Annotated in this window: 16 protein-coding genes; 7 read left to right on the forward strand and 9 right to left on the reverse strand. The window is 70.3% G+C overall.

The features are described 5' to 3' along the window. Positions 1-24: 24 nt before the first annotated feature. Genes BKA15_RS11295 through BKA15_RS11305 form a run of 3 tightly spaced genes read left to right on the forward strand, consistent with a single transcriptional unit; the run spans position 25 to position 3,571 of the window. Complete coding sequence (locus BKA15_RS11295; RefSeq protein ID WP_179750801.1) at positions 25-1,794, forward strand: NAD+ synthase; 1,770 nt, start codon at positions 25-27, stop codon at positions 1,792-1,794. After that, complete coding sequence (locus BKA15_RS11300; RefSeq protein WP_179750803.1) at positions 1,791-2,660, forward strand: DUF2510 domain-containing protein; 870 nt, start codon at positions 1,791-1,793, stop codon at positions 2,658-2,660. The genes BKA15_RS11295 and BKA15_RS11300 overlap by 4 nt, the downstream gene beginning before the upstream one ends. Before the next feature lie 2 nt (positions 2,661-2,662). After that, positions 2,663-3,571 carry a DUF2510 domain-containing protein gene (locus tag BKA15_RS11305; protein ID WP_179750804.1) on the forward strand — a complete coding sequence of 303 codons (909 nt, stop codon included), beginning with the start codon at positions 2,663-2,665 and terminating at the stop codon, positions 3,569-3,571. Positions 3,572-4,755: 1,184 nt separating this feature from the next. Here BKA15_RS11305 and BKA15_RS11310 read toward each other — a convergent pair. Then, a complete protein-coding gene (locus tag BKA15_RS11310) occupies positions 4,756-7,275 on the reverse strand; it encodes a UvrD-helicase domain-containing protein (RefSeq protein WP_312878950.1) in 2,520 nt (839 codons plus the stop codon). A gap of 167 nt (positions 7,276-7,442) precedes the next feature. On the opposite strand from BKA15_RS11310, the gene BKA15_RS11315 reads away from it, so the two are divergent. Further along, a complete protein-coding gene (locus tag BKA15_RS11315; protein WP_179750806.1) occupies positions 7,443-8,672 on the forward strand; it encodes a phospholipase D-like domain-containing protein in 1,230 nt (409 codons plus the stop codon). 6 nt (positions 8,673-8,678) lie between these two features. On the opposite strand, the gene BKA15_RS11320 is transcribed toward BKA15_RS11315, so the two are convergent. The 5 genes from BKA15_RS11320 to BKA15_RS11340 form a co-directional block, all read right to left on the reverse strand. After that, on the reverse strand, positions 8,679-9,299 hold the full coding sequence (locus BKA15_RS11320; RefSeq protein WP_179750808.1) for a hypothetical protein: 621 nt from the start codon (positions 9,297-9,299) through the stop codon (positions 8,679-8,681). Then, on the reverse strand, positions 9,299-9,913 hold the full coding sequence (locus tag BKA15_RS11325) for a hypothetical protein (protein WP_179750810.1): 615 nt from the start codon (positions 9,911-9,913) through the stop codon (positions 9,299-9,301). Before BKA15_RS11325 ends, BKA15_RS11320 begins: the two co-directional genes overlap by 1 nt. 73 nt (positions 9,914-9,986) lie before the next feature. After that, positions 9,987-11,444, reverse strand: coding sequence for a DEAD/DEAH box helicase (locus BKA15_RS11330; protein ID WP_218871216.1), 1,458 nt, complete (start codon positions 11,442-11,444; stop codon positions 9,987-9,989). 173 nt (positions 11,445-11,617) lie between these two features. After that, positions 11,618-12,064: an RrF2 family transcriptional regulator gene (locus BKA15_RS11335; RefSeq protein ID WP_179750812.1), complete on the reverse strand. Its 447-nt coding sequence runs from the start codon at positions 12,062-12,064 to the stop codon at positions 11,618-11,620. A 13-nt stretch (positions 12,065-12,077) separates the two neighbouring features. Then, complete coding sequence (locus BKA15_RS11340; RefSeq protein ID WP_179750814.1) at positions 12,078-12,437, reverse strand: hypothetical protein; 360 nt, start codon at positions 12,435-12,437, stop codon at positions 12,078-12,080. A 137-nt stretch (positions 12,438-12,574) separates the two neighbouring features. Between BKA15_RS11340 and BKA15_RS11345 the strand changes: the two genes are divergently transcribed. Then, a complete protein-coding gene (locus BKA15_RS11345; protein ID WP_179750816.1) occupies positions 12,575-12,844 on the forward strand; it encodes a GlsB/YeaQ/YmgE family stress response membrane protein in 270 nt (89 codons plus the stop codon). Between the two features lie 69 nt (positions 12,845-12,913). Here BKA15_RS11345 and BKA15_RS11350 read toward each other — a convergent pair whose 3' ends face one another. From BKA15_RS11350 to BKA15_RS11360, 3 genes are all read right to left on the reverse strand, one after another. Then, positions 12,914-13,417 carry a pyridoxamine 5'-phosphate oxidase family protein gene (locus BKA15_RS11350; protein ID WP_179750818.1) on the reverse strand — a complete coding sequence of 168 codons (504 nt, stop codon included), beginning with the start codon at positions 13,415-13,417 and terminating at the stop codon, positions 12,914-12,916. An 82-nt stretch (positions 13,418-13,499) separates the two neighbouring features. Then, positions 13,500-14,240, reverse strand: a complete 741-nt coding sequence (locus BKA15_RS11355; protein ID WP_179750820.1) for a response regulator — start codon at positions 14,238-14,240, stop codon at positions 13,500-13,502. 19 nt (positions 14,241-14,259) lie between these two features. Next, the gene (locus tag BKA15_RS11360; protein WP_246322322.1) at positions 14,260-15,744 is read right to left on the reverse strand and encodes an ATP-binding protein; all 1,485 of its coding nucleotides are present in this window, start codon (positions 15,742-15,744) and stop codon (positions 14,260-14,262) included. A 200-nt stretch (positions 15,745-15,944) separates the two neighbouring features. On the opposite strand from BKA15_RS11360, the gene BKA15_RS11365 reads away from it, so the two are divergent. Together BKA15_RS11365 and BKA15_RS11370 are read left to right on the forward strand one after the other, a co-directional pair. Continuing rightward, positions 15,945-17,459, forward strand: coding sequence for a PspC domain-containing protein (locus BKA15_RS11365; RefSeq protein ID WP_179750822.1), 1,515 nt, complete (start codon positions 15,945-15,947; stop codon positions 17,457-17,459). Beyond that, on the forward strand, positions 17,456-17,632 hold the full coding sequence (locus BKA15_RS11370; RefSeq protein ID WP_179750824.1) for a hypothetical protein: 177 nt from the start codon (positions 17,456-17,458) through the stop codon (positions 17,630-17,632). Before BKA15_RS11365 ends, BKA15_RS11370 begins: the two co-directional genes overlap by 4 nt. Positions 17,633-17,637 lie beyond the last annotated feature (5 nt).

Here is a 17,637-nt window from a genome sequence, read left to right on the forward strand (position 1 = left end):
ACCGTCGCGATTAGGCTCAGCTACGTGGCACATCTGCGCATCGCCCTGGCTCAGCTCAACGTCATCGTCGGCGACATCAAAGGCAACGGTGAGAAGATCCTGGACTGGACTCGCCGTGCGGCCGCCAAGGAGGCTCAGCTCGTCCTGTTCCCCGAGACGGCGCTGACGGGCTACCCGGTCGAGGACCTGGCTCTGCGGCAGAGCTTCATCGAGGAGTCCCGGCAGAGCGTCTCCAGGCTCGCCTCGCGGCTGGCGGACGAGGGGCTCGGCGAGCTCGTCGTCGTGGTCGGGTATCTGGACCGGACCGACGAGCCGGAGCATCCCAAGAAGGGGCATCCGCAGAATGTGGCGGCGGTGCTGCACCGGGGTGAGGTGGTGGCGCGGTACGCGAAGCATCACCTGCCGAACTACGGCGTGTTCGACGAGTTCCGCTACTTCAAACCCGGCAACGAGTTGACCGTGCTGACGATCGGCGGGGTGGATGTCGCGGTCGCGATCTGCGAGGACCTGTGGCAGGACGGCGGACCGGTGGCGGCGACGGCCGAGGCGGGTGCCGGGCTGCTGGCGGTGATCAACGCAAGCCCGTACGAGCGGGACAAGGATGACACCCGCGGCGAGCTGGTGTCGCGGCGGGCCCGGGAGGCCGGCTGTGCGCTGGCGTACGTGAATCTGATCGGCGGCCAGGACGAGTTGGTCTTCGACGGCGACTCGATGATCTCCGACGCCGACGGTACGTTGATCGTCCGCGGGCCGCAGTTCGTCGAGGACCTGGTGTTGGCCGACCTCGAGTTGCCCGATTCCCAGGCGGTGAACGGGCCGACGGTCTCCCGCGCCGAGAAGTTGATCATCAGCCGGCATCACGTCACGGACGCCTATCCGGCACCGAGCACGCCGATCGAGGCGCCGCGGTATCCGAGGCTGTCGGCCGACGAGGAGGTCTATTCCGCGCTGGTGCTCGGGTTGCGCGACTACTGCGGAAAGAACGGGATCGAGCGGGTCTACCTCGGGCTGTCCGGCGGGATCGACTCCACCCTGGTCGCGACGATCGCCAGCGACGCGATCGGCGCGGCGAACGTGTACGGGATCTCCAACCCGAGTGCGTACTCCTCCGAACATTCCAAGACCGACGCCGCCGATCTTGCCCAGCGGCTCGGGCTGAACTTCAGCACCGTGCCGATCGCGCCGGCCGTGGACGCCTTCCATTCCTTGATCGACATCGACGGCGTCGCGGCAGAGAACCTGCAGGCACGGATCCGGGCGGTGATCTGGATGGCCGAGTCCAACCAGCACAACCCGTCGATCGTCCTGGCCTGCGGCAACAAGAGCGAGCTCGCGGTCGGCTACAGCACGATCTACGGCGACGCGGTGGGCGGCTTCGCGCCGATCAAGGACGTACCGAAGACCTGGGTCTGGCGGCTCGCGACGTGGCGGAACGATCATGCCGTGGCACGCGGCGAGCAGCCGCCGATCCCGGAGAACTCGATCACCAAGGAGCCGAGCGCCGAGTTGCGGCCGGGCCAGAAGGACACCGACAGCCTGCCGCCGTACGAGGTGCTGGACAAGATCATCGCCGAGTACGTGGAGGGTGATCAGGGCCGGGCGGAGATCATCGCGGCCGGGTACGACGTCGACCTCGTGGACCGGGTGATGCGGATGGTCGACCGGGCCGAATACAAGCGCCGGCAGTACCCGCCGGGCACCAAGATCTCGTTCAAGGCGTTCGGCCGGGACCGCCGGCTGCCGATCACGAACGGCTGGCGGGAGGAGCATCCGGCGCTGGAGGCCATCCCATGAGTGCCGGGCCGCCGGGCGCCGGGCCGCAACCGGGCTGGTACCCGGATCCGGACGGCACCCCGGGCCGGCTCCGCTACTACGACGGGCGGGCCTGGACGGCGAACGTGCGGCGGGCCACCGGCCAGCGGCGCGGCCGGCTGGCGGCCATGATCACCGGCGGCGTCATCGTGGTGTTGATCATCGTCGTCGGGGTGGTGGTGCTGACCCGGCAGACCAGTGGCGCGTTCACCGACGCCGCCCTGCCGTCCTCCTCGGTCAGCGGCTGGGACGACTCCAGCCCGACCGAGGCACCGTCATCGGCCGAACCGAGTGGTACGCCGAGCGCCCGTCCGGTGGCCTGTGACCTCACCACGCCGAACCAGTTGCCGGACCCGCCGTCGGACGACCGGGTGCACGGCGGTCCGCTGACCTTCAAGCGGCTGCCGGTCAGCTGGCGGTCGCCGGTCGCGACCCGCCGCTTCCCGTACAGCCGGGACGCGCAGGTGCAGACCCAGCGGATGCGGGAGGAACTGGGCTGGGAGGCATCGGCCCAGGTCGGCGTGCTCACGTTCGAGGATGACCCGAAGGGTGAGGAGGCCACCTCGCGGCTGCTCCAGTGCCTGGTCACCAGCGACTTCTACACCAGTGTCGACGTCACGATCGCGAAGAACGAGACGAAGCCGACCAAGATCGGCAGCACGCCGGCGACCCGGCTGGACGCCTTGCTCACGTTCTCCCATCCCCAGTTGAAGACCAAGGGTTCGCTGATCCGGATCATCGTGGTCGACTCGGACCCGAGGACGTACTACTTCCACGCGGTGCCGATGGAACGCGAAGACCTGATCGCCGAGCTGGACGCCGCGACGGACTCGCTGGCGGTGAGTTGATCATGTCCGTTCCCGGCTGGTATCCGGACCCGGGCGGCCAGCCCGGCGCCTACCGCTACTGGGACGGTGACTCCTGGTCGGCCGAGACCACGACCGACCCGCGCCAGCCCGGACCGGGCGCTGGCGGACCCGGCGCCGGTGGGGCAGGATCCGGTGGGACGGGCCCCGGCTCGCGCGCGGCCTATCTGACCGTCGCGGCGCTGGTCCTCGTCGTGGTGATCGCGATCGCCGCGATCATGATCTTCCGGACCACCACGGCCGGGTCGCCGATCACCGACCGCAGTTACCCGGACTCGACCGTGAGCGGCTGGGACGATTCGCAGCCGACCGACCAACCGACGAGCGTCTCCCCCAGCCCGAGCCCGGACGGCTCGCGGCCCTGCCCGCTCGGTGACCCGAACCGGCGCGAGGCGCATCCGGAGGACGGCCGGGTGCACGGCGGCAACCTGTCCTTCCCGGCCGCCGGCAACTTCCAGCCCGCTGCGCCCGAGCCCCGGCTGAGCTTCGCGTACGACGTCACGCAGCAGTACCTCGGAGTGAACGACAACCCCGGCTGGATCGCCCAGCTCGCCGTCGGCCGACTGCTCGGCTCCGACTTCCCCGGCCAGCCGAAGGCGATCGCGGAGTTGATCATGCAGTGCGGCGTCACCACGGACATGTACCAGCCGTACTCGCCGAACCGACAGGACCTGCGCAACGAGGCGATCACCATCTCCGGCCAGCAAGGCTGGCTGATCGAGGCCGACATCCGCGTCGACAAGCCCGGCCTCCCCTTCCCCGGCGACAAGGTGATCTTCATCGTCGTCCCCGACGGCGACAACTGGGGCATGTTCTTCGGCGCCGTCCCGATCGGCAACACCGACCTGACCAACCAGCTGAACCAGGTCGTCCGAGACCTCCGCATCGACTGACGCCGAGCTGACGAAGCTGATTGGCTTCGTGATCACCAGCACCCGACGCCCCGAACGTTCCGTCCGCCTCGCCGCCAACGATCGGCGCAAAGCCGAGGGGTGTCACAAATCTGCAGTGCAACCGCTCATCGAAGCCGCTGCAATCGATTGCAGCACTGTTCCGTTGCAGATTCGTGTCACCTAGACCGCACCATCCACGCTCACAGCATCTTGATGACGATCGCCTCCTCGCCGCGGCGATCGTCGACGGCGCGCGTTCGAGTACCCATCCGCGACCGCTCCTCGCATCCGCGACCGGTGCAACGGTCGCGAACGCGTACAACAGTCGCGGATAGGGCGAGGGGCCGCCCGGGGTGGGCCAGGGCGGGGCGGGGCTGCGGTGGCGGGCTCGGCTTGCGAAGGTTTGGGCGCGGCGTGCTACGGCGACGGAGGCCCGGCCCGGCGGGCTCGGCGCTGCGAGACTGGGCGCGGCCGGGCCGCGGCCACGGGAGCCCGGCACTGCGAAGGCGCGGCGCGGCGGGGCTACGGCGACGGGGCTCGGCGCTGCGAAGGCTCGGCGAAGGCTGGGCGCGGCGGGGCCCGGCGCGGCCTGGCTCGGCGCTGCGAGCCTGGGCGCTGCGAAGGCTGGGGCGAGGCGGGCTGCGGCCACGGGATCCGGGCGCCGCGAAGGCCGGGCACGGTCGGGGCGCGACGACAGGGGCTCGGCGCTGCGAAGGTTTGGGCACGGACGGGCTGCGGCGACAGCGGCCCGGCACCGCGGAGGCCGGGCACGGCGAGGCTGCGGCGACAGCGGCCCGGCACTGCGGAGGCCGGGCGCGGCAGGGCTGCGACGACGGCGGGGGCTGGGCGCGGCGGGGAGGGGTCTGAGCAAGGATGTGGGCGGGCAGGATCGAGCAGCCGCCTCACGGTGAGTCGGGTCAGGCACGCTCGTGATCAGCATCATCGCTCGGTACGACACAGCCAGCACAGACCAGATCAGCGCTCGGCTCAGTCCCGCCCCCAACCGGGGAGGCGGCCCAAGGTCGCGGCGGAGCCGGGGGGCTTGGGGGTCGATGCGCGGGCGTGGATGGGACTGGCCGTCGCGCGCACACCCAGATCGCGGCAGCGGCACTGAACCACCGCGCGCGACTGGTTGCCCGCGCATCGACCCCCAAGCCCCCGGCTCCGCCGCGCCGACCTCCTACCTACAACTTCTGCAAAGGCGCGTACCTCAGGGCCAGTCGCTTCAGGCCCGCCGACCCGAAGTCCACATCGGCTTTGGCGTTGTCGTCCGCGCCCGACGTCGCCACGACCTTGCCCAGGCCGAAGGTCGGGTGGAGGACCTTGTCGCCCGCGGCGAGGGACGGGATCTCGCGCTCGGTGGGCCGCGGGCGGCTGGGCTGCGAGTTCCAGGACTGGCGGCCCGAGGACTGCCGCGACGAGGTCGCGGAGCTGTTCCGCCACGAGGTCAGGGCGCTCTCGGTCCGGCGCCAGTCGACCAGCCGGTCCGGGATGTCGCCGAGGAACCGGCTCGGCGGATTGTGCTGCGGGGCGCCCCAGGCGGCGCGGACGGCGGCCCGGCTGAGGTAGAGCCGCTTCCGGGCCCGGGTCAGACCGACGTAGGCGAGCCGGCGCTCCTCGGCCAGCTCGACCTGGTCGGTCAGCGACCGCTGGTGCGGGAACACGCCGTCCTCGAGACCGGTCAGGAACACCGTGTCGAACTCCAGTCCCTTCGCCGTGTGCAGCGTCATCAGGGTGACCACGCCGGCGTCGTCGGCATCGTTGCTGGGAATCTGGTCGGAATCGGCGACCAGCGCGACCCGTTCCAGGAAGGCGCCCAGCGACGGGTCCGGCTCCGGTGCACCGCCGGCCAGGTCGAGCTCGGCGGTGATGTCGAAGTCGTCCGGCAGCGCGCCCGGCAGTGCGGCGGGCTCCAGCTCGGCCTCGACACCGACGGTCCCGGCGACGAACTCGCGGGCCACCGCGACCAGCTCGACCAGGTTCTCCATCCGGGTCTCGTCCTGCGGATCGGTCGAGCCCTGCAGCTCGGCCAGGTAGCCCGACTCGGTCAGCACGCTGGTCAGGATCTGGTCGGCCGGCTGGCCCTCGGCCACCATCTTCTCGTGCGCGTCGAGGAAGTCGACGAACAGTCGCAGCTGCTTGGCCGACCGGGTCGCCAGCCCGTTGATCTCGTCGATCCGGCGCAGCGCCTCGCCGAAGCTGATCCGCTTCTCCCGAGCCAGTTCCTCGACCGCGCCCTCGGCCCGGTCACCGATCCCTCGCCGCGGCACGTTGAGGATCCGGCGCACCGACACGTCGTCGTCGCGGTTGTTGATCGCCCGCAGGTACGCGATCGCGTCGCGCACCTCGCGCCGCTCGTAGAACCGGACCCCGCCGACCACCTTGTACGGCAGCCCGACCCGGATGAACACCTCTTCGAACGGACGGGACTGGGCGTTGGTCCGGTAGAACACCGCGCAGTCCGCGTATCGGCTCTTGCCGTCGTCGCTGAGCTTGTCGATCTCGCCGGCCACGAACTGGGCTTCGTCGTGCTCGGAGTCCGCCACGTACCCGACGATCAGGTCGCCGTCGCCGGCGTCGGTCCAGAGCCGCTTGTCCGGCCGGCCCTCGTTCTTGGTGATCACCGCGTTCGCCGCGTTCAGCACGGTCTGGGTGGACCGGTAGTTCTGGTCGAGCACGATCGTGCTGGCGCCGGCGAAGTCGGACTCGAAGTCGAGGATGTTGCGGATCGTCGCGCCGCGGAACGCATAGATCGACTGGTCGGAGTCGCCGACCACCATGAGTTCCGGCGGGTCGGCCTCCCGCTGCTCCGGCCGTCCGTCCTGCGCCGCCAGTTCGGAACCGCAGAGCTCCCTGATCAAGGCGTACTGCGCGTGGTTGGTGTCCTGATACTCGTCCACCAGCACGTGCCGGAACCGGCGCCGGTACTGCTCCCGTACCTCCGGGAAGGCCTGGAACAGGTGCACCGTGGTCATGATCAAGTCGTCGAAGTCGAGCGCGTTCGCGGCGACCAGCCGCCGCTGATATTCCTGGTACGCCTCGAGAAAACGCTCCTCGTCCGGCCCGTTGACCCGGGCCCGGGCGGAGTCGTGATCGACCAGGTCGTTCTTGCAGTTGGAGACCCAGTTCATGATCGTCCGGACCCCGAACCGCTTCGGGTCAAGATCAAGATCACGAGCCACCAGCTGCATCAGCCGCTTCGAGTCGGCGTCGTCGTAGATCGAGAACGTACGGTTCATGCCGAACCGACTGATCTCCGCGCGGAGGATCCGGACGCACGCCGAGTGGAACGTGGAGACCCACATCAGCTTCGCCCGGTTGCCGACCAGATCCATCACCCGGTGCCGCATCTCGGCCGCCGCCTTGTTGGTGAACGTGATCGCCAGGATCGAGCCCGGATGAACCTTCCGCTCGCCCACCAGGTAGGCGATCCGGCGGGTCAGCACCCGCGTCTTGCCCGAACCGGCGCCGGCCACGACGACGACCGGGCCGCCGTCGTGCAGCACGGCCTGACGCTGCGGCGGATTCAGCCCGTCCAGCAGCGCTTCCAGATCGAACTTCGGCTTCCGCTTCGGCCGCGGTTCGGCGACGGCGCCGAACAGGTCGTCCTGGACGTCGCCCATGGCTCGGGCCACCTCCTCCGCCGCGGACGCGACGGCATCGATCCGGGTGTCCGCTGCTGCTGCCGAGTTCGAGGAGTTCATGACGTCACCACACTAATGCCGCCCACTGACACAGCCCACTTAACACAGCTCACGTACACACACGGCCCGCCTGTCGGGACGCCCCACTACTCTGTGCCCATGAGCACCACCCCACGGCGGTCTTCTCCTCCGCTGCGCTCCCCCGAACAACGCCGCGGGGGCCCCGGATGATCGGTCGGCTCCGGATCGGCACCATCATCAGGCGGATCCTGTTGGTGATCGCCGCGATCCAGGGCGCGACGTTGATCGGCCTGCGGATCGTCGACGTCTGGCGGAAGCGCAAGCGCGCCCCGGCGGTGTTCCCGCGGCTGCCACCCCGCTCGGTCACCGTCGGCGGGTCCGAGGTCACCGTGTACACGTACGGCGAGGATCTGTACGCCGACATGCTCGACGCGATCCGGCAGGCGAAGGAGCAGGTCTTCTTCGAGACCTTCATCTGGAAGTCCGACGCCGTCGGGCAGGCGTTCAAGCAGGCCCTGTTCGACGCGGCCGACCGGGGCGTCGAGGTCTACATCGTGTTCGACGAGTTCGCCAACCTGGTCGTCCCGCGCCGCTTCTTCAACTTCCCGAGCCATCTGCACGTCCGCCGGCACCCGCTGGTGGCCAGCCCGCTGCGGATCATCCGCAACTCGGGCCGGGACCACCGCAAGCTGCTGGTCGTCGACGACAAGGCCGCGTTCCTCGGCGGCTACAACATCGGTTCGCTGTACGCCACGGACTGGCGCGACACCCACGCCCGGCTCACCGGCGACATGGTCTGGGACGTGCAGAACGCGTTCATCGACTACTGGAACCTGTTCGCCAACCGCCGCCGGCCGGCCCTGCCCGACTCCGGGGCACCGATCTGGACGCCGACGATCCGGATCCACCGCAACATCCCGCGCAACCTGGTGTACCCGATCCGCGGGATGTATCTGGAGGCGATCGACCGCGCGTCGCACCACATCTACCTGACCCATGCGTACCTGATTCCGGACGAGGACATGCTGGCCGCGCTGACCCGGGCCGCCCGGCGTGGCGTGGACGTGCGGATCATCGTGCCGAAGGAGTCGAACCACATCGTCGCCGACTGGCTGTCCCGCGGCTTCTACAACCAGCTGCTCAGCGCCGGCGTTCGGCTGTTCCTCTACCAGGGCGCGATGGTGCACGCGAAGACCGCGACCATCGACGGCCAGTGGTCCACCATCGGCACTGCCAACATCGACCGGCTCAGCCTGCTCGGCAACTACGAGATCAACCTCGAGGTGTTCGACCCGGGCGTGGCCCGGCAGATGGAGGAGATCTTCTCGATCGACTCGTCCAACACGATCGAGCTCACCCTGGAGTCGTGGAACCGGCGCAACCTGATGGTCAAGTTCTCCGAGGCCGTGCTGTCCCCGTTCCGGCCGCTGATCTGATCAGGCTCAGCGGACCCGGACCGAATCGCTGATCTTGAGCAGTTCCGCCGCAGCGTCGTCGGTGTCCGGGCCCTCCGCCAGCACAAAGATCAACAACTGGTCGGTCGGGATCGTCGTGATCACTCCGCGGTGGCCGTCGTCGAAGCGGAGCGTCTGGCGTAGTCCCGGCCTGCCGTCGACGGCGACCGAGGCGACCGCCTCCGCCGTGCAGCCTCCTCCGTCGGAGCAGGTGGCCGCGAGGAACTCCGCGTGCGGCTCGGTCAGCCCGTCACCGGCGCCCGAAGGATCGTCCAGCCACACCGCGAGCTCGCGCGGCGCGTCGCTCGCGGCCGAGAGCGCCGCGACGAGCCAGTCGCCGGTGTCGTCGCTGACCGTCTCGCCGGCGTCCCGGGCAGTCGTGTCCCACCAGGTCGTCGGCAGCTCGACCGAGACCCGTCCGCCCGTGTCGAGGAGGTGGAACACCTCCGGGTCGGCGGATCGCGGCGTGAGCAGCCGGTTGGACTGACCGGTGGCCACGACGATGATCATGGTGATCACGCCGACGAGCACCACGCAGGCACCGATCCCCATCGTCAGGCGGCCCCAGCGACGCCGCGGCTTGGCGAGACGTGAGCTCGGCGAGCTCATCAGCCGGCCAGCCGGAGCGAGTCGGAGATGGTGATCAACTCGGCCGCACCCTCGGCTGTCTCCGGGCCGTCGGCGGTCACGAAGATCATCCAGCGCCCGGTGTCCAGCGTGGTGAGTACGGCGAGGTGCCCGTCATCGAAGTGGGCCAGCTGACGCAGCCCGCGGTGCCCGTCGATCATGATCTCGGTCACGGCGTCGGTGAGGCAGGCCTCGTCGGGGCAGCCGTCGGCCACGAAGGTCTCGTGCTGCCGCGCCAGTGCCGTGTCCTGGTCCCAGGACCGGTCGACCCAGACGGACAGCCAGCGCGGCGTGTCACTGGAGGCCTCGAGGTCGGGCACCACCCAGTCGCCGGTGTCGTCGCTGACCACCTGGCCCGCGTTGTGCGCCGTCGCCTCCCACCAGGTCTTCGGCAGCTCGACCGAGACCCGGCCCGCCTTGTCACTGAGCCGGTACGTGCTCGGAGCCGGCGTGACCAGGCGGGTCGCCACGGCGCCGGCCAACAGGAACTGGACCGCCATGATCAACACGCCGCAGCTGATCACGGCCGCGAGCCAACCCCGGCCCGGGCCGGGGCGCTCGGCGCGCGCCTCGGCTGGGGCGCTCGGATACACCATGGCGAGAAGCGTAGGTTCGCCGCGCCTTCCCCGGGCCGATCCCGCGGAATCGTTACGGTGCCCCGCGATCAGGTCAGCGCCGGCGGGCGCTGAACGCGGCGGCGCTGTGGGTCGGTGACGCCGCAGGGCTCGAGGAGCCGGACGACCGGCGACGGCCCCGGCTCCGGCCGCCTGCGGCGGGCCGGGAGGCCGTCTTGGTCTCCCGCTCCGCCGTCGCAGCCGTACCGGTGCCGCGGCCACGGCCCGCACCCCGGCGACGGCCGCGGCCGCCGCCGGCCGGACGCTCGGCGCGCTGCCGTTCACCCGCCGACCGGGTGACCGGCTGGCTCTCGGCCGGAGCCTCGAACTCGACCGGCTTCGTCAGCACCCGCGGTCCGGGCGCGAGCTCGCTGAGCACGGCGTGCCGGTCCGTGGTGATCTTGGTCGTGGTCGGGGTGATGCCGGCCGACCGGGTCAGCTGCCGTACCTCGTTGGCCTGGTCGGGCGTCGCCAACGTGATCACTGAGCCGGAGTTGCCGGCGCGAGCCGTACGGCCGGAGCGGTGCAGGTAGGCCTTGGGGTCCACCGGCGGATCGGCGTGGATCACCAGTGCCACATGATCAACATGGATCCCGCGGGCGGCGATGTCGGTGGCCACCAGAGTGGTCGCCTTCCCGCTGTGGAAGGCTTCCAGGTTGCGGGTCCGCGCGTTCTGGGCCAGGTTGCCGTGCAGCTCGACGGTCGGCACGCCGCTTCGGTTGAGCTTGCGGGCGAGCCCCTTGGCGCCGTGCTTGGTCCGGGTGAAGACGACCGTCCGGCCGGGGGCACTGGTCAGGTCGATCAAGATCGGCAGCCGGTTCTCCCGGGTCACCTGGAGGACGTGGTGCGACATGGTGCTCACCGGCGACTGCGCAGAGTCCGCCTGATGCACCTGCGGATCGACCAGGAACTGCCGGACCAGGGCGTCGACCGCCCGGTCCAGGGTCGCCGAGAACAGCATCCGCTGGCCGCCGGCCGGAGTGCCGGCGAGGAGTCGCCGTACGGCAGGCAGGAAGCCGAGGTCGGCCATGTGATCGGCCTCGTCCAGCACCGAGATCTCGACGTCGGACAGCGAGCAGAGTCCCTGCTCGATCAGGTCCTCGAGCCGGCCGGGGCAGGCGACCAGGATGTCGGTGCCGCGACGGATCGCCGCGACCTGGGCGCCCTGGCCGACGCCGCCGAAGACGGTACGCGAGGTGAGCCCGGCCGCCTTCGCCAGCGGCTGCAGGGCGGCGTCGATCTGGGCGACGAGCTCCCGGGTGGGCGCCAGGATCATGGCCCGCGGCGCGCCGGAGCGGGGTCGGCGCCGGTTGGGACCGGACAGCCGCCCGACCAGCGGGAGCAGGAAGGCGAGGGTCTTGCCGGACCCGGTCCGGCCACGGCCCAGCAGGTCCCGCCCGGCGAACGCGTCGGGCAGGGTGGCCTGCTGAATGGGCGTGGGAGTGTCGAAGCCGAGCTCGGTGAGCACGGCGGCCAGGCGTGCGGGCACGCCCAGTTCGGTGAAGGAAGTCAAAGGGTTACACCATCTGTGAGTACGTCCCGCCGACAATCCAGCCGGACGATTCCGGCGGGACTACGCACGGAGCAGATGTCAAGTGCTACGACGTGCGATCAACCCGCGGCAGGAACTCGACGAGTTGAAGAAGTGCTCAGTCTACGCAATCACCGGCGAATGAGACGAATCGGTCAGACCCAGGCGTCCGGGTTGTCGGCGAGATTCGCGACGGTCCGCGGCAGTTTGGCCTTCGCGACGTGGTCCAGGGTGACCTGCTCCAGGATCGATCGCTCCGAGGCACGCAGGGCGATCCACACCTTCTGCAGGGTGATCGCGGCGCCGACATATTCCAGGTGCTCCGGCCGGCTGCCGCGGATGTTGGCGAGCTCTCCGTCCAGGGCACGGATCACGTCGGCGATGCTGATCTCCGTGGCCGGCCGGGCCAGCCGGTAGCCGCCGTCGGGGCCGCGCTGGCTCCGCAGCAGACCGCCGCGGCGCAGCTCGCCGAGGATGCTCTCCAGATACTTCGCGGGAATCTGCTGCGCGGCGGCCAGTTGATCGACAGTACGAGGCTCCCCCGCGGCGGCGAGTTCTGCGGCGGCGCGGAGGGCGTAATCGACTCGGGCTGAGAGGCGCATCCTGTCGCAGACCTTACTGCCAGATCACCGCGATCGCCGACTCCGCAAGGGACATGATGAGGAGAATTCCCCACAGGCCACGCGGGATCGAGGTGAACTTCCGGTTGCTCGCCAGCAAGATCAACTGCAGGATCATGATCACGGCGACGACGATCGGCTGCACGTACCGACCGGACGGTTCGGAGTACGGGGCGAGACCGATCAACTGCCAGGCCGACACCACGACCCAACCGATCAGCTGCACCCAGCCACCGATCAGCATGCCGCCGGTGACCTCGGGGTCACGAGACCGGAGCTGCCCCAACAGCCCGCCACAGGTCGCGGCGAAGCCCAACAGCGTGATCAAGAGCAGGATCTGGTGGGCTAGCTCCATGACGTCGAGCTTAGTGTCCGAGCCTCCGGGTGTCCGGGACACCGCGATCCAGGTCTTCCCTGGTTCGGACGTCGGGCTCCCCTGATTTCGGCGCCGAGGCCTGGGCCGGCTGCCGCCGCGCCGGTAGCTTCGCGGGCATGAGCATCCTCTCGTACCTCATCGTCGGCCTGGTCATGGGCACGTTGGCCAAGGCGATCCTCCCCGGCCGGGTCAACGGTGGCTGGATCAGCACGCTAGTCGTCGGCGTGGTCGGTGCGGTCGTCGGCGGGTTCCTCGGCGACCTGATCTTCAACCGCGGGATCAGCGGGTTCTTCTCGCTCTGGACCTGGCTGCTCGCTCTGGCCGGCAGCCTCGTCGTGCTGGCGATCTACGGCGTGATCAAGGGCCGCAAGTCGGCCCGCAGCTGACCCTTCCCCACCACCGCGGGGATACCGACCCGGCCGGCAGCCGCCGGCCGGGTCTGCTGTGTCCGCCGGTCACTGCTGTGCGGCCCGCGCGGCCTGCTGCTCGATGAGTTCCGCGACGGGGGTCGGCAGCGTCGTCTCGAAGTCGATCAACTTCGCCCAGGTCGGCTTGACGACGATCCGGACCATGCCGTCGGCGTAGAGGGACCGGATGCCGGCCTCCCACTCGACCCGCTGCTCCGGCGTCATCTGGTACGTGCTCGCGACCTTCAGGTACTCCTGCGGGATGTCGTCGGTCGGGTCCAGCTCGGCGTTGCCGCGGAGCAGCAGGATCTTCGGCGGGTGGACCTCCGTGTCGATGGTGAAGGCGACCGCCGGGTTGCGCCGCAGCGAGTGCAGCTTCGGGGCGTTCTTCGGGCTGCAGACGACCATCTCGGTCCCGTTCCAGGTGAACCCGATCGGGATGTTCCGCGGTGTGCCGTCCTTGGCGACGTAGGCGAGCCGGGTGATGTCCCGGCTCAGCAGTTCCTGGCTGTACGGGTGGTTCAGGACTTCGGCGATCTCGGTGGCGTTCATGGTGGGCTCCCTCGGGTCTCTTTCGCTGACACCCGTGGAACGGAGCCCGCCACCGCGTTTCGACATCCTCCGGAGAGATGTTTCAGACGAGCCGGCGATCCGTGGCCCAGCGAGTCAGCTGGTGCCGGTTGGACAGCTGGAGCTTGCGCAGCACGCTGCTGACGTGGGTCTCGACGGTCTTGATCGAGATGAACAGCTCCTTGGCGACTTCCTTGTACGCATAGCCGCGCGCGATCAGCCGGAGCACCTCGCGCTCGCGCTGGGAGAGCCGGTCCAGGTCCTCGTCGACGCTCGCGATGTCGATCGCGCCGGAGAACGCGTCCAGCACGAACCCGGCCAGCCGCGGCGAGAACACGGCGTCGCCCTCGGCCACCCGGCGGATCGCGTCGATCAGTTCGTTGCCGGCGATCGACTTGGTGACGTACCCGCGGGCACCGGCGCGGATCACGCCGATCACGTCCTCCGCGGCGTCCGACACCGACAGCGCGAGGAACTTCTGCTCCGGGTTCTTCTCGTGCACCTTGCGGAGCACCTCGATCCCACCGCCGCCGGGCAGGTGGACGTCGAGCAGCACGACGTCGGGCTGGGTCGCCAGCACGACCTTGATCGCGGTGTCGGCGTCGGCGGCCTCGCCGACCACCTCGACGGCGCGGCCGATCTCGGCCTTCACGCCGGTCCGGAACATCGCATGATCATCGACGACGACCACCCGGCGCCGGGCCGGCGGTACGGCCGATGCCGGCTGGGCCGGTTGTCCTTGCGGAGAAGGCGATCCGGGCTGACCGGGTCGCGGCGGCTGGGACGGGTTCGGTGGTTGGGTCATCGTCATCCTTCGGTGATCATCAATGGTTGTCGATCTTGAGCCGGACCTCGGTGCCGTCGCCCGGTTCGCTGCGGATCTCGGCACTGCCGCCGTGGCGTTCCATCCGGTCGATGATGCTGCGCCGGACGCCCATCCGGTCGGCGCCCATGCCGGCCGGGTCGAATCCCTGGCCGCGGTCCCGGACGAACACCTCGAGTTCGTCGCCGAAGACCTCGGCGTAGACGTCGATCTTGTCCGCGCCGGAATGCTTGGCCGCGTTGACCATCGCCTCCCGGGCGGCGGCGACGATCGCCTGCACCGCCTCGCTGGGGTGGCTGTCGCCGACGGTGACCACCTCGATCGGGGTGCCGCGGTCGTCCTCGACGTCGGCGGCCGCGGCGGCCAGCGCGGCCTTGAACGTCACCTGCTCGGTCTCGTCGTCGTACAGCCAACCGCGCAGTTCCCGTTCCTGGCGCCGGGCCAGCCGCTGGACGATCTTCGGGTCGTCGGCCTGGCGCTGGATCAGGGCCAGCGTCTGCAGCACCGAGTCGTGCAGGTGCGCCGCCATGTCGGCCCGGGTCTCCGCCCGTACCTTCTCCGCCCGGGCCTCGTTCAGTTCCGCGCGCGACTTGTGCAGCCACGGCGCGAGCACGATCGCCAGCGCCGCCAGGGCGAGCATGGTCATCGCGAGCACGTTCGGCAACTGCTCGAAGTTGCCCTGCTGGACCAGCACCAGCGCGAAGGCGACGCCGACCAGGGCCAGGCCGAGGATCAACGAGACCGTCGTCAGGGAACGGTCCCGGGCCACCGAGCGGGCGGTCCGCGGCCGGGCGGCCAGCTCGGCCAGCGCCTGCCGCTGCCGGCTGACGTCGGCCTGCCGCCAGACCAGCGCGACGCCGGCGCAGGCGAACAGCACCGGCCAGAAGATCTGCTGGGCCATCCCGAGCCCGCTGATCTGGATCATCCAGAGCAGCCCGACCCCGAGGGCGACCAGCGCGAACATCGCGCCCCAGTCGAACCGGCGGATCTGTCCGGCCGAGTCGCGCATGCCGCTCCGGGACGCCGATTCCAGGCCGGGCGCGGCGCGGATCGGTTCCGGCGGGAGCAGCAGCCAGAGCAGGCCGTAGATGACGACGCCGACGAACTGGATGCACATCAAGACGATGAAGCCGACCCGGAGCACCATCACCGGCCAGCCGAGGTGGCGGGCCAGGCCGGCGCAGACGCCGCCGAGCATCGCGGTGCCGGCGAGCCGGGTGGCCCGGGGCCGTTCCTCGGGCTCCGGTTGCGGTACGGCAGCGGGCTTCGGCGGCACGGTCGACGGGAGTGGCGGAGGCGTCGGCGGTACGGGAGCAGCGGCCTGATCGGCAGTGGTCGGGGCTGGCTGTTCGACCTCGCCGACCTCGCCGGCCTCGCCGGCCTGGACGGTCTCGGCGACGTCCGAGGGCAGGGGGCGACCGTTCCCGGGGCGGTCCGCGTCGGAGGCGCCCGGGCCGGGCATCGATCGCGGTTCGGTCGCAGACATGGGCTCCTTGGCCATCGGTTCGGCCCTGTCGCCCGCCGCGCTGCCCGGCTAGCATCGTCAGGGCACAGCGGCGCCTTCCGGGCCGTCTGCCGCCATTAAACCCCGCGGACCGTAATCGGGCGAGCAGGATTGGGGGCAGCCAGGCCCAATTGGGGGTGCTCCCGGATGGTACGAACGCACATGCCGGGAAGGATGGCCCCATGGGTTCGATCTGGACGATCCGGCGCAGCACGGGTGACCGCAAGCTGACCGGTCTGTGTGGCGGCATCGCCGCACACTGGGGCATCGACCCGCTGCTGGTCCGGATCGGCGGAGTCCTGCTCGCGCTCAGCGGCGGTGTCGGCCTGGTGCTGTATCTGGCCGGCTGGCTGCTCATCCCCGAGCAGGACTCGGAGCGGTCCAAGCTCGAGGAGTTGGTCGGCCCGCGGATCCGGAAGGTGCCCCGCGAGGCGTGGATCGCGATCGTGGTGGTCGCCAGCGTGATCTCGATCAGCGTGTTTGGGTCGCTGCTGCCGTTCGGCCTCGGCCCCGCCCTGATCCTGGCCGGCATCTGGTACTTCGGCTATCACCGCGGCCGCCGCAATGACGGTCGTACGTCCTCGACGGAGGAGCCGACCACGCCGCCGGTCGGCCAGACCCCGCCGTCCCCGTACGTCCAGAGCCCACCCTCCCAGAGTCCGTACGCCCAGCATCCGTACGCCCAGAACCCGCACACCCAGAACTGGTACGGCCAGGACCAGGCCCGGCAGAACCCGACCGACCGGTCCGGGCAGACCCCGACCGCGGACAGCCCGTTCGCCCAGGCCGCCGAGGCCTGGCGGCGCCGGGTCGCCGAGGCGTCCGGGCAGCCGTCGGCCGAACACACCCGGCCGGCCGCCGATCCGGGGCCGGCCCGGCACCAGGAGCCGACCGGCCCGGCCGGGCCCGCCGCGCCCACCGACTACCAGCAGCCGCCGTGGGCACGGGTCGATGATCGCGGGAGGACGCAACCGGATCCGGCGGTGGCCGACGCGCAGGCCCGGGCCGCGTACTTCAGCAATCCCGACCCGATCGGGCTCTACCACCCGGAGCCGGCGCTGCCGGTGCCGGTCGCCCCGGCCCGGCCCGCCGACCGCCCCTCGGCCCGCCGGCTGCGGCTGATCGGGCTGATCGCGGTCGGGCTGGTGCTGGCCGGCCTCGGCACCGCCGACGCGCTGGGGGCGCCGATCACGGCCACGATCTACGTCGCCGCGGCCCTGCTGGTCGTCGGCATCACGCTGGTCGCCGCGACCTGGCTCGGCCGGGCCCGCGGCATCCTGCCGATCGGCATCGTGCTGGCATTCGTGCTGGCCGCCGTGTCGGTCGCCGGCGCCGCGCAGCAGGTGCAGGACATGGCCCGCGACGTCCGGGTCTACGCGACACCGGCCGACCTGCCGACCACGCCGATCGTCAAGGAGTTCGGCTGGCTGGAACTCGACCTGAGCCAGGTGGAGCTGACCAAGAACACGACGGTCGCCGCGAACGTCGATGTCGGAACGGTGCGGGTGCACGTACCCGAAGGGGTGAACCTGAACATCCGCTACCGGGTCGACAACGGCAGCGTGCTGGTGCTGGACCGGCGGGAGCAGTCCGGCAGCGATCTGGCCGACGAGGTGCCGGTGGCGGTGGATCCGAAGGCGCCGACGTTGACGCTGGACCTGCAACTCGACCAAGGTTATCTGGAGGTGACGCGATGAAGCGCGACGTCGTTTCGCTGATCGCGGGGCTTCTGTTGAGCACGATCGCCGTCTTCGCTCTGTGGACGGCGATCGCGGGAAAGATCGAATGGGGCGTACTGCGGGTGGCCGGACCGTTGACCTTGGTGGTGGTCGGCGTGCTCGGTCTCGCTCTCTCGCGGGGCAGGGAATAGACCAA

The organism is Microlunatus parietis (genome assembly GCF_013407955.1).
GTDB lineage: Bacteria > Actinomycetota > Actinomycetes > Propionibacteriales > Propionibacteriaceae > Microlunatus > Microlunatus parietis.

Bases quoted from the DNA above. Each gene is read 5' to 3' on its own strand.
- BKA15_RS11300 (WP_179750803.1), top strand. From the start codon at position 1,791: ATGAGTGCCGGGCCGCCGGGCGCCGGGCCGCAACCGGGCTGGTACCCG.
- BKA15_RS11305 (WP_179750804.1), top strand. From the start codon at position 2,663: ATGTCCGTTCCCGGCTGGTATCCGGACCCGGGCGGCCAGCCCGGCGCC.
- BKA15_RS11310 (WP_312878950.1), bottom strand. From the start codon at position 7,275: ATGAACTCCTCGAACTCGGCAGCAGCAGCGGACACCCGGATCGATGCC.
- BKA15_RS11315 (WP_179750806.1), top strand. From the start codon at position 7,443: ATGATCGGTCGGCTCCGGATCGGCACCATCATCAGGCGGATCCTGTTG.
- BKA15_RS11320 (WP_179750808.1), bottom strand. From the start codon at position 9,299: ATGAGCTCGCCGAGCTCACGTCTCGCCAAGCCGCGGCGTCGCTGGGGC.
- BKA15_RS11325 (WP_179750810.1), bottom strand. From the start codon at position 9,913: ATGGTGTATCCGAGCGCCCCAGCCGAGGCGCGCGCCGAGCGCCCCGGC.
- BKA15_RS11335 (WP_179750812.1), bottom strand. From the start codon at position 12,064: ATGCGCCTCTCAGCCCGAGTCGATTACGCCCTCCGCGCCGCCGCAGAA.
- BKA15_RS11340 (WP_179750814.1), bottom strand. From the start codon at position 12,437: ATGGAGCTAGCCCACCAGATCCTGCTCTTGATCACGCTGTTGGGCTTC.
- BKA15_RS11345 (WP_179750816.1), top strand. From the start codon at position 12,575: ATGAGCATCCTCTCGTACCTCATCGTCGGCCTGGTCATGGGCACGTTG.
- BKA15_RS11350 (WP_179750818.1), bottom strand. From the start codon at position 13,417: ATGAACGCCACCGAGATCGCCGAAGTCCTGAACCACCCGTACAGCCAG.
- BKA15_RS11355 (WP_179750820.1), bottom strand. From the start codon at position 14,240: ATGACCCAACCACCGAACCCGTCCCAGCCGCCGCGACCCGGTCAGCCC.
- BKA15_RS11360 (WP_246322322.1), bottom strand. From the start codon at position 15,744: ATGTCTGCGACCGAACCGCGATCGATGCCCGGCCCGGGCGCCTCCGAC.
- BKA15_RS11365 (WP_179750822.1), top strand. From the start codon at position 15,945: ATGGGTTCGATCTGGACGATCCGGCGCAGCACGGGTGACCGCAAGCTG.
- BKA15_RS11370 (WP_179750824.1), top strand. From the start codon at position 17,456: ATGAAGCGCGACGTCGTTTCGCTGATCGCGGGGCTTCTGTTGAGCACG.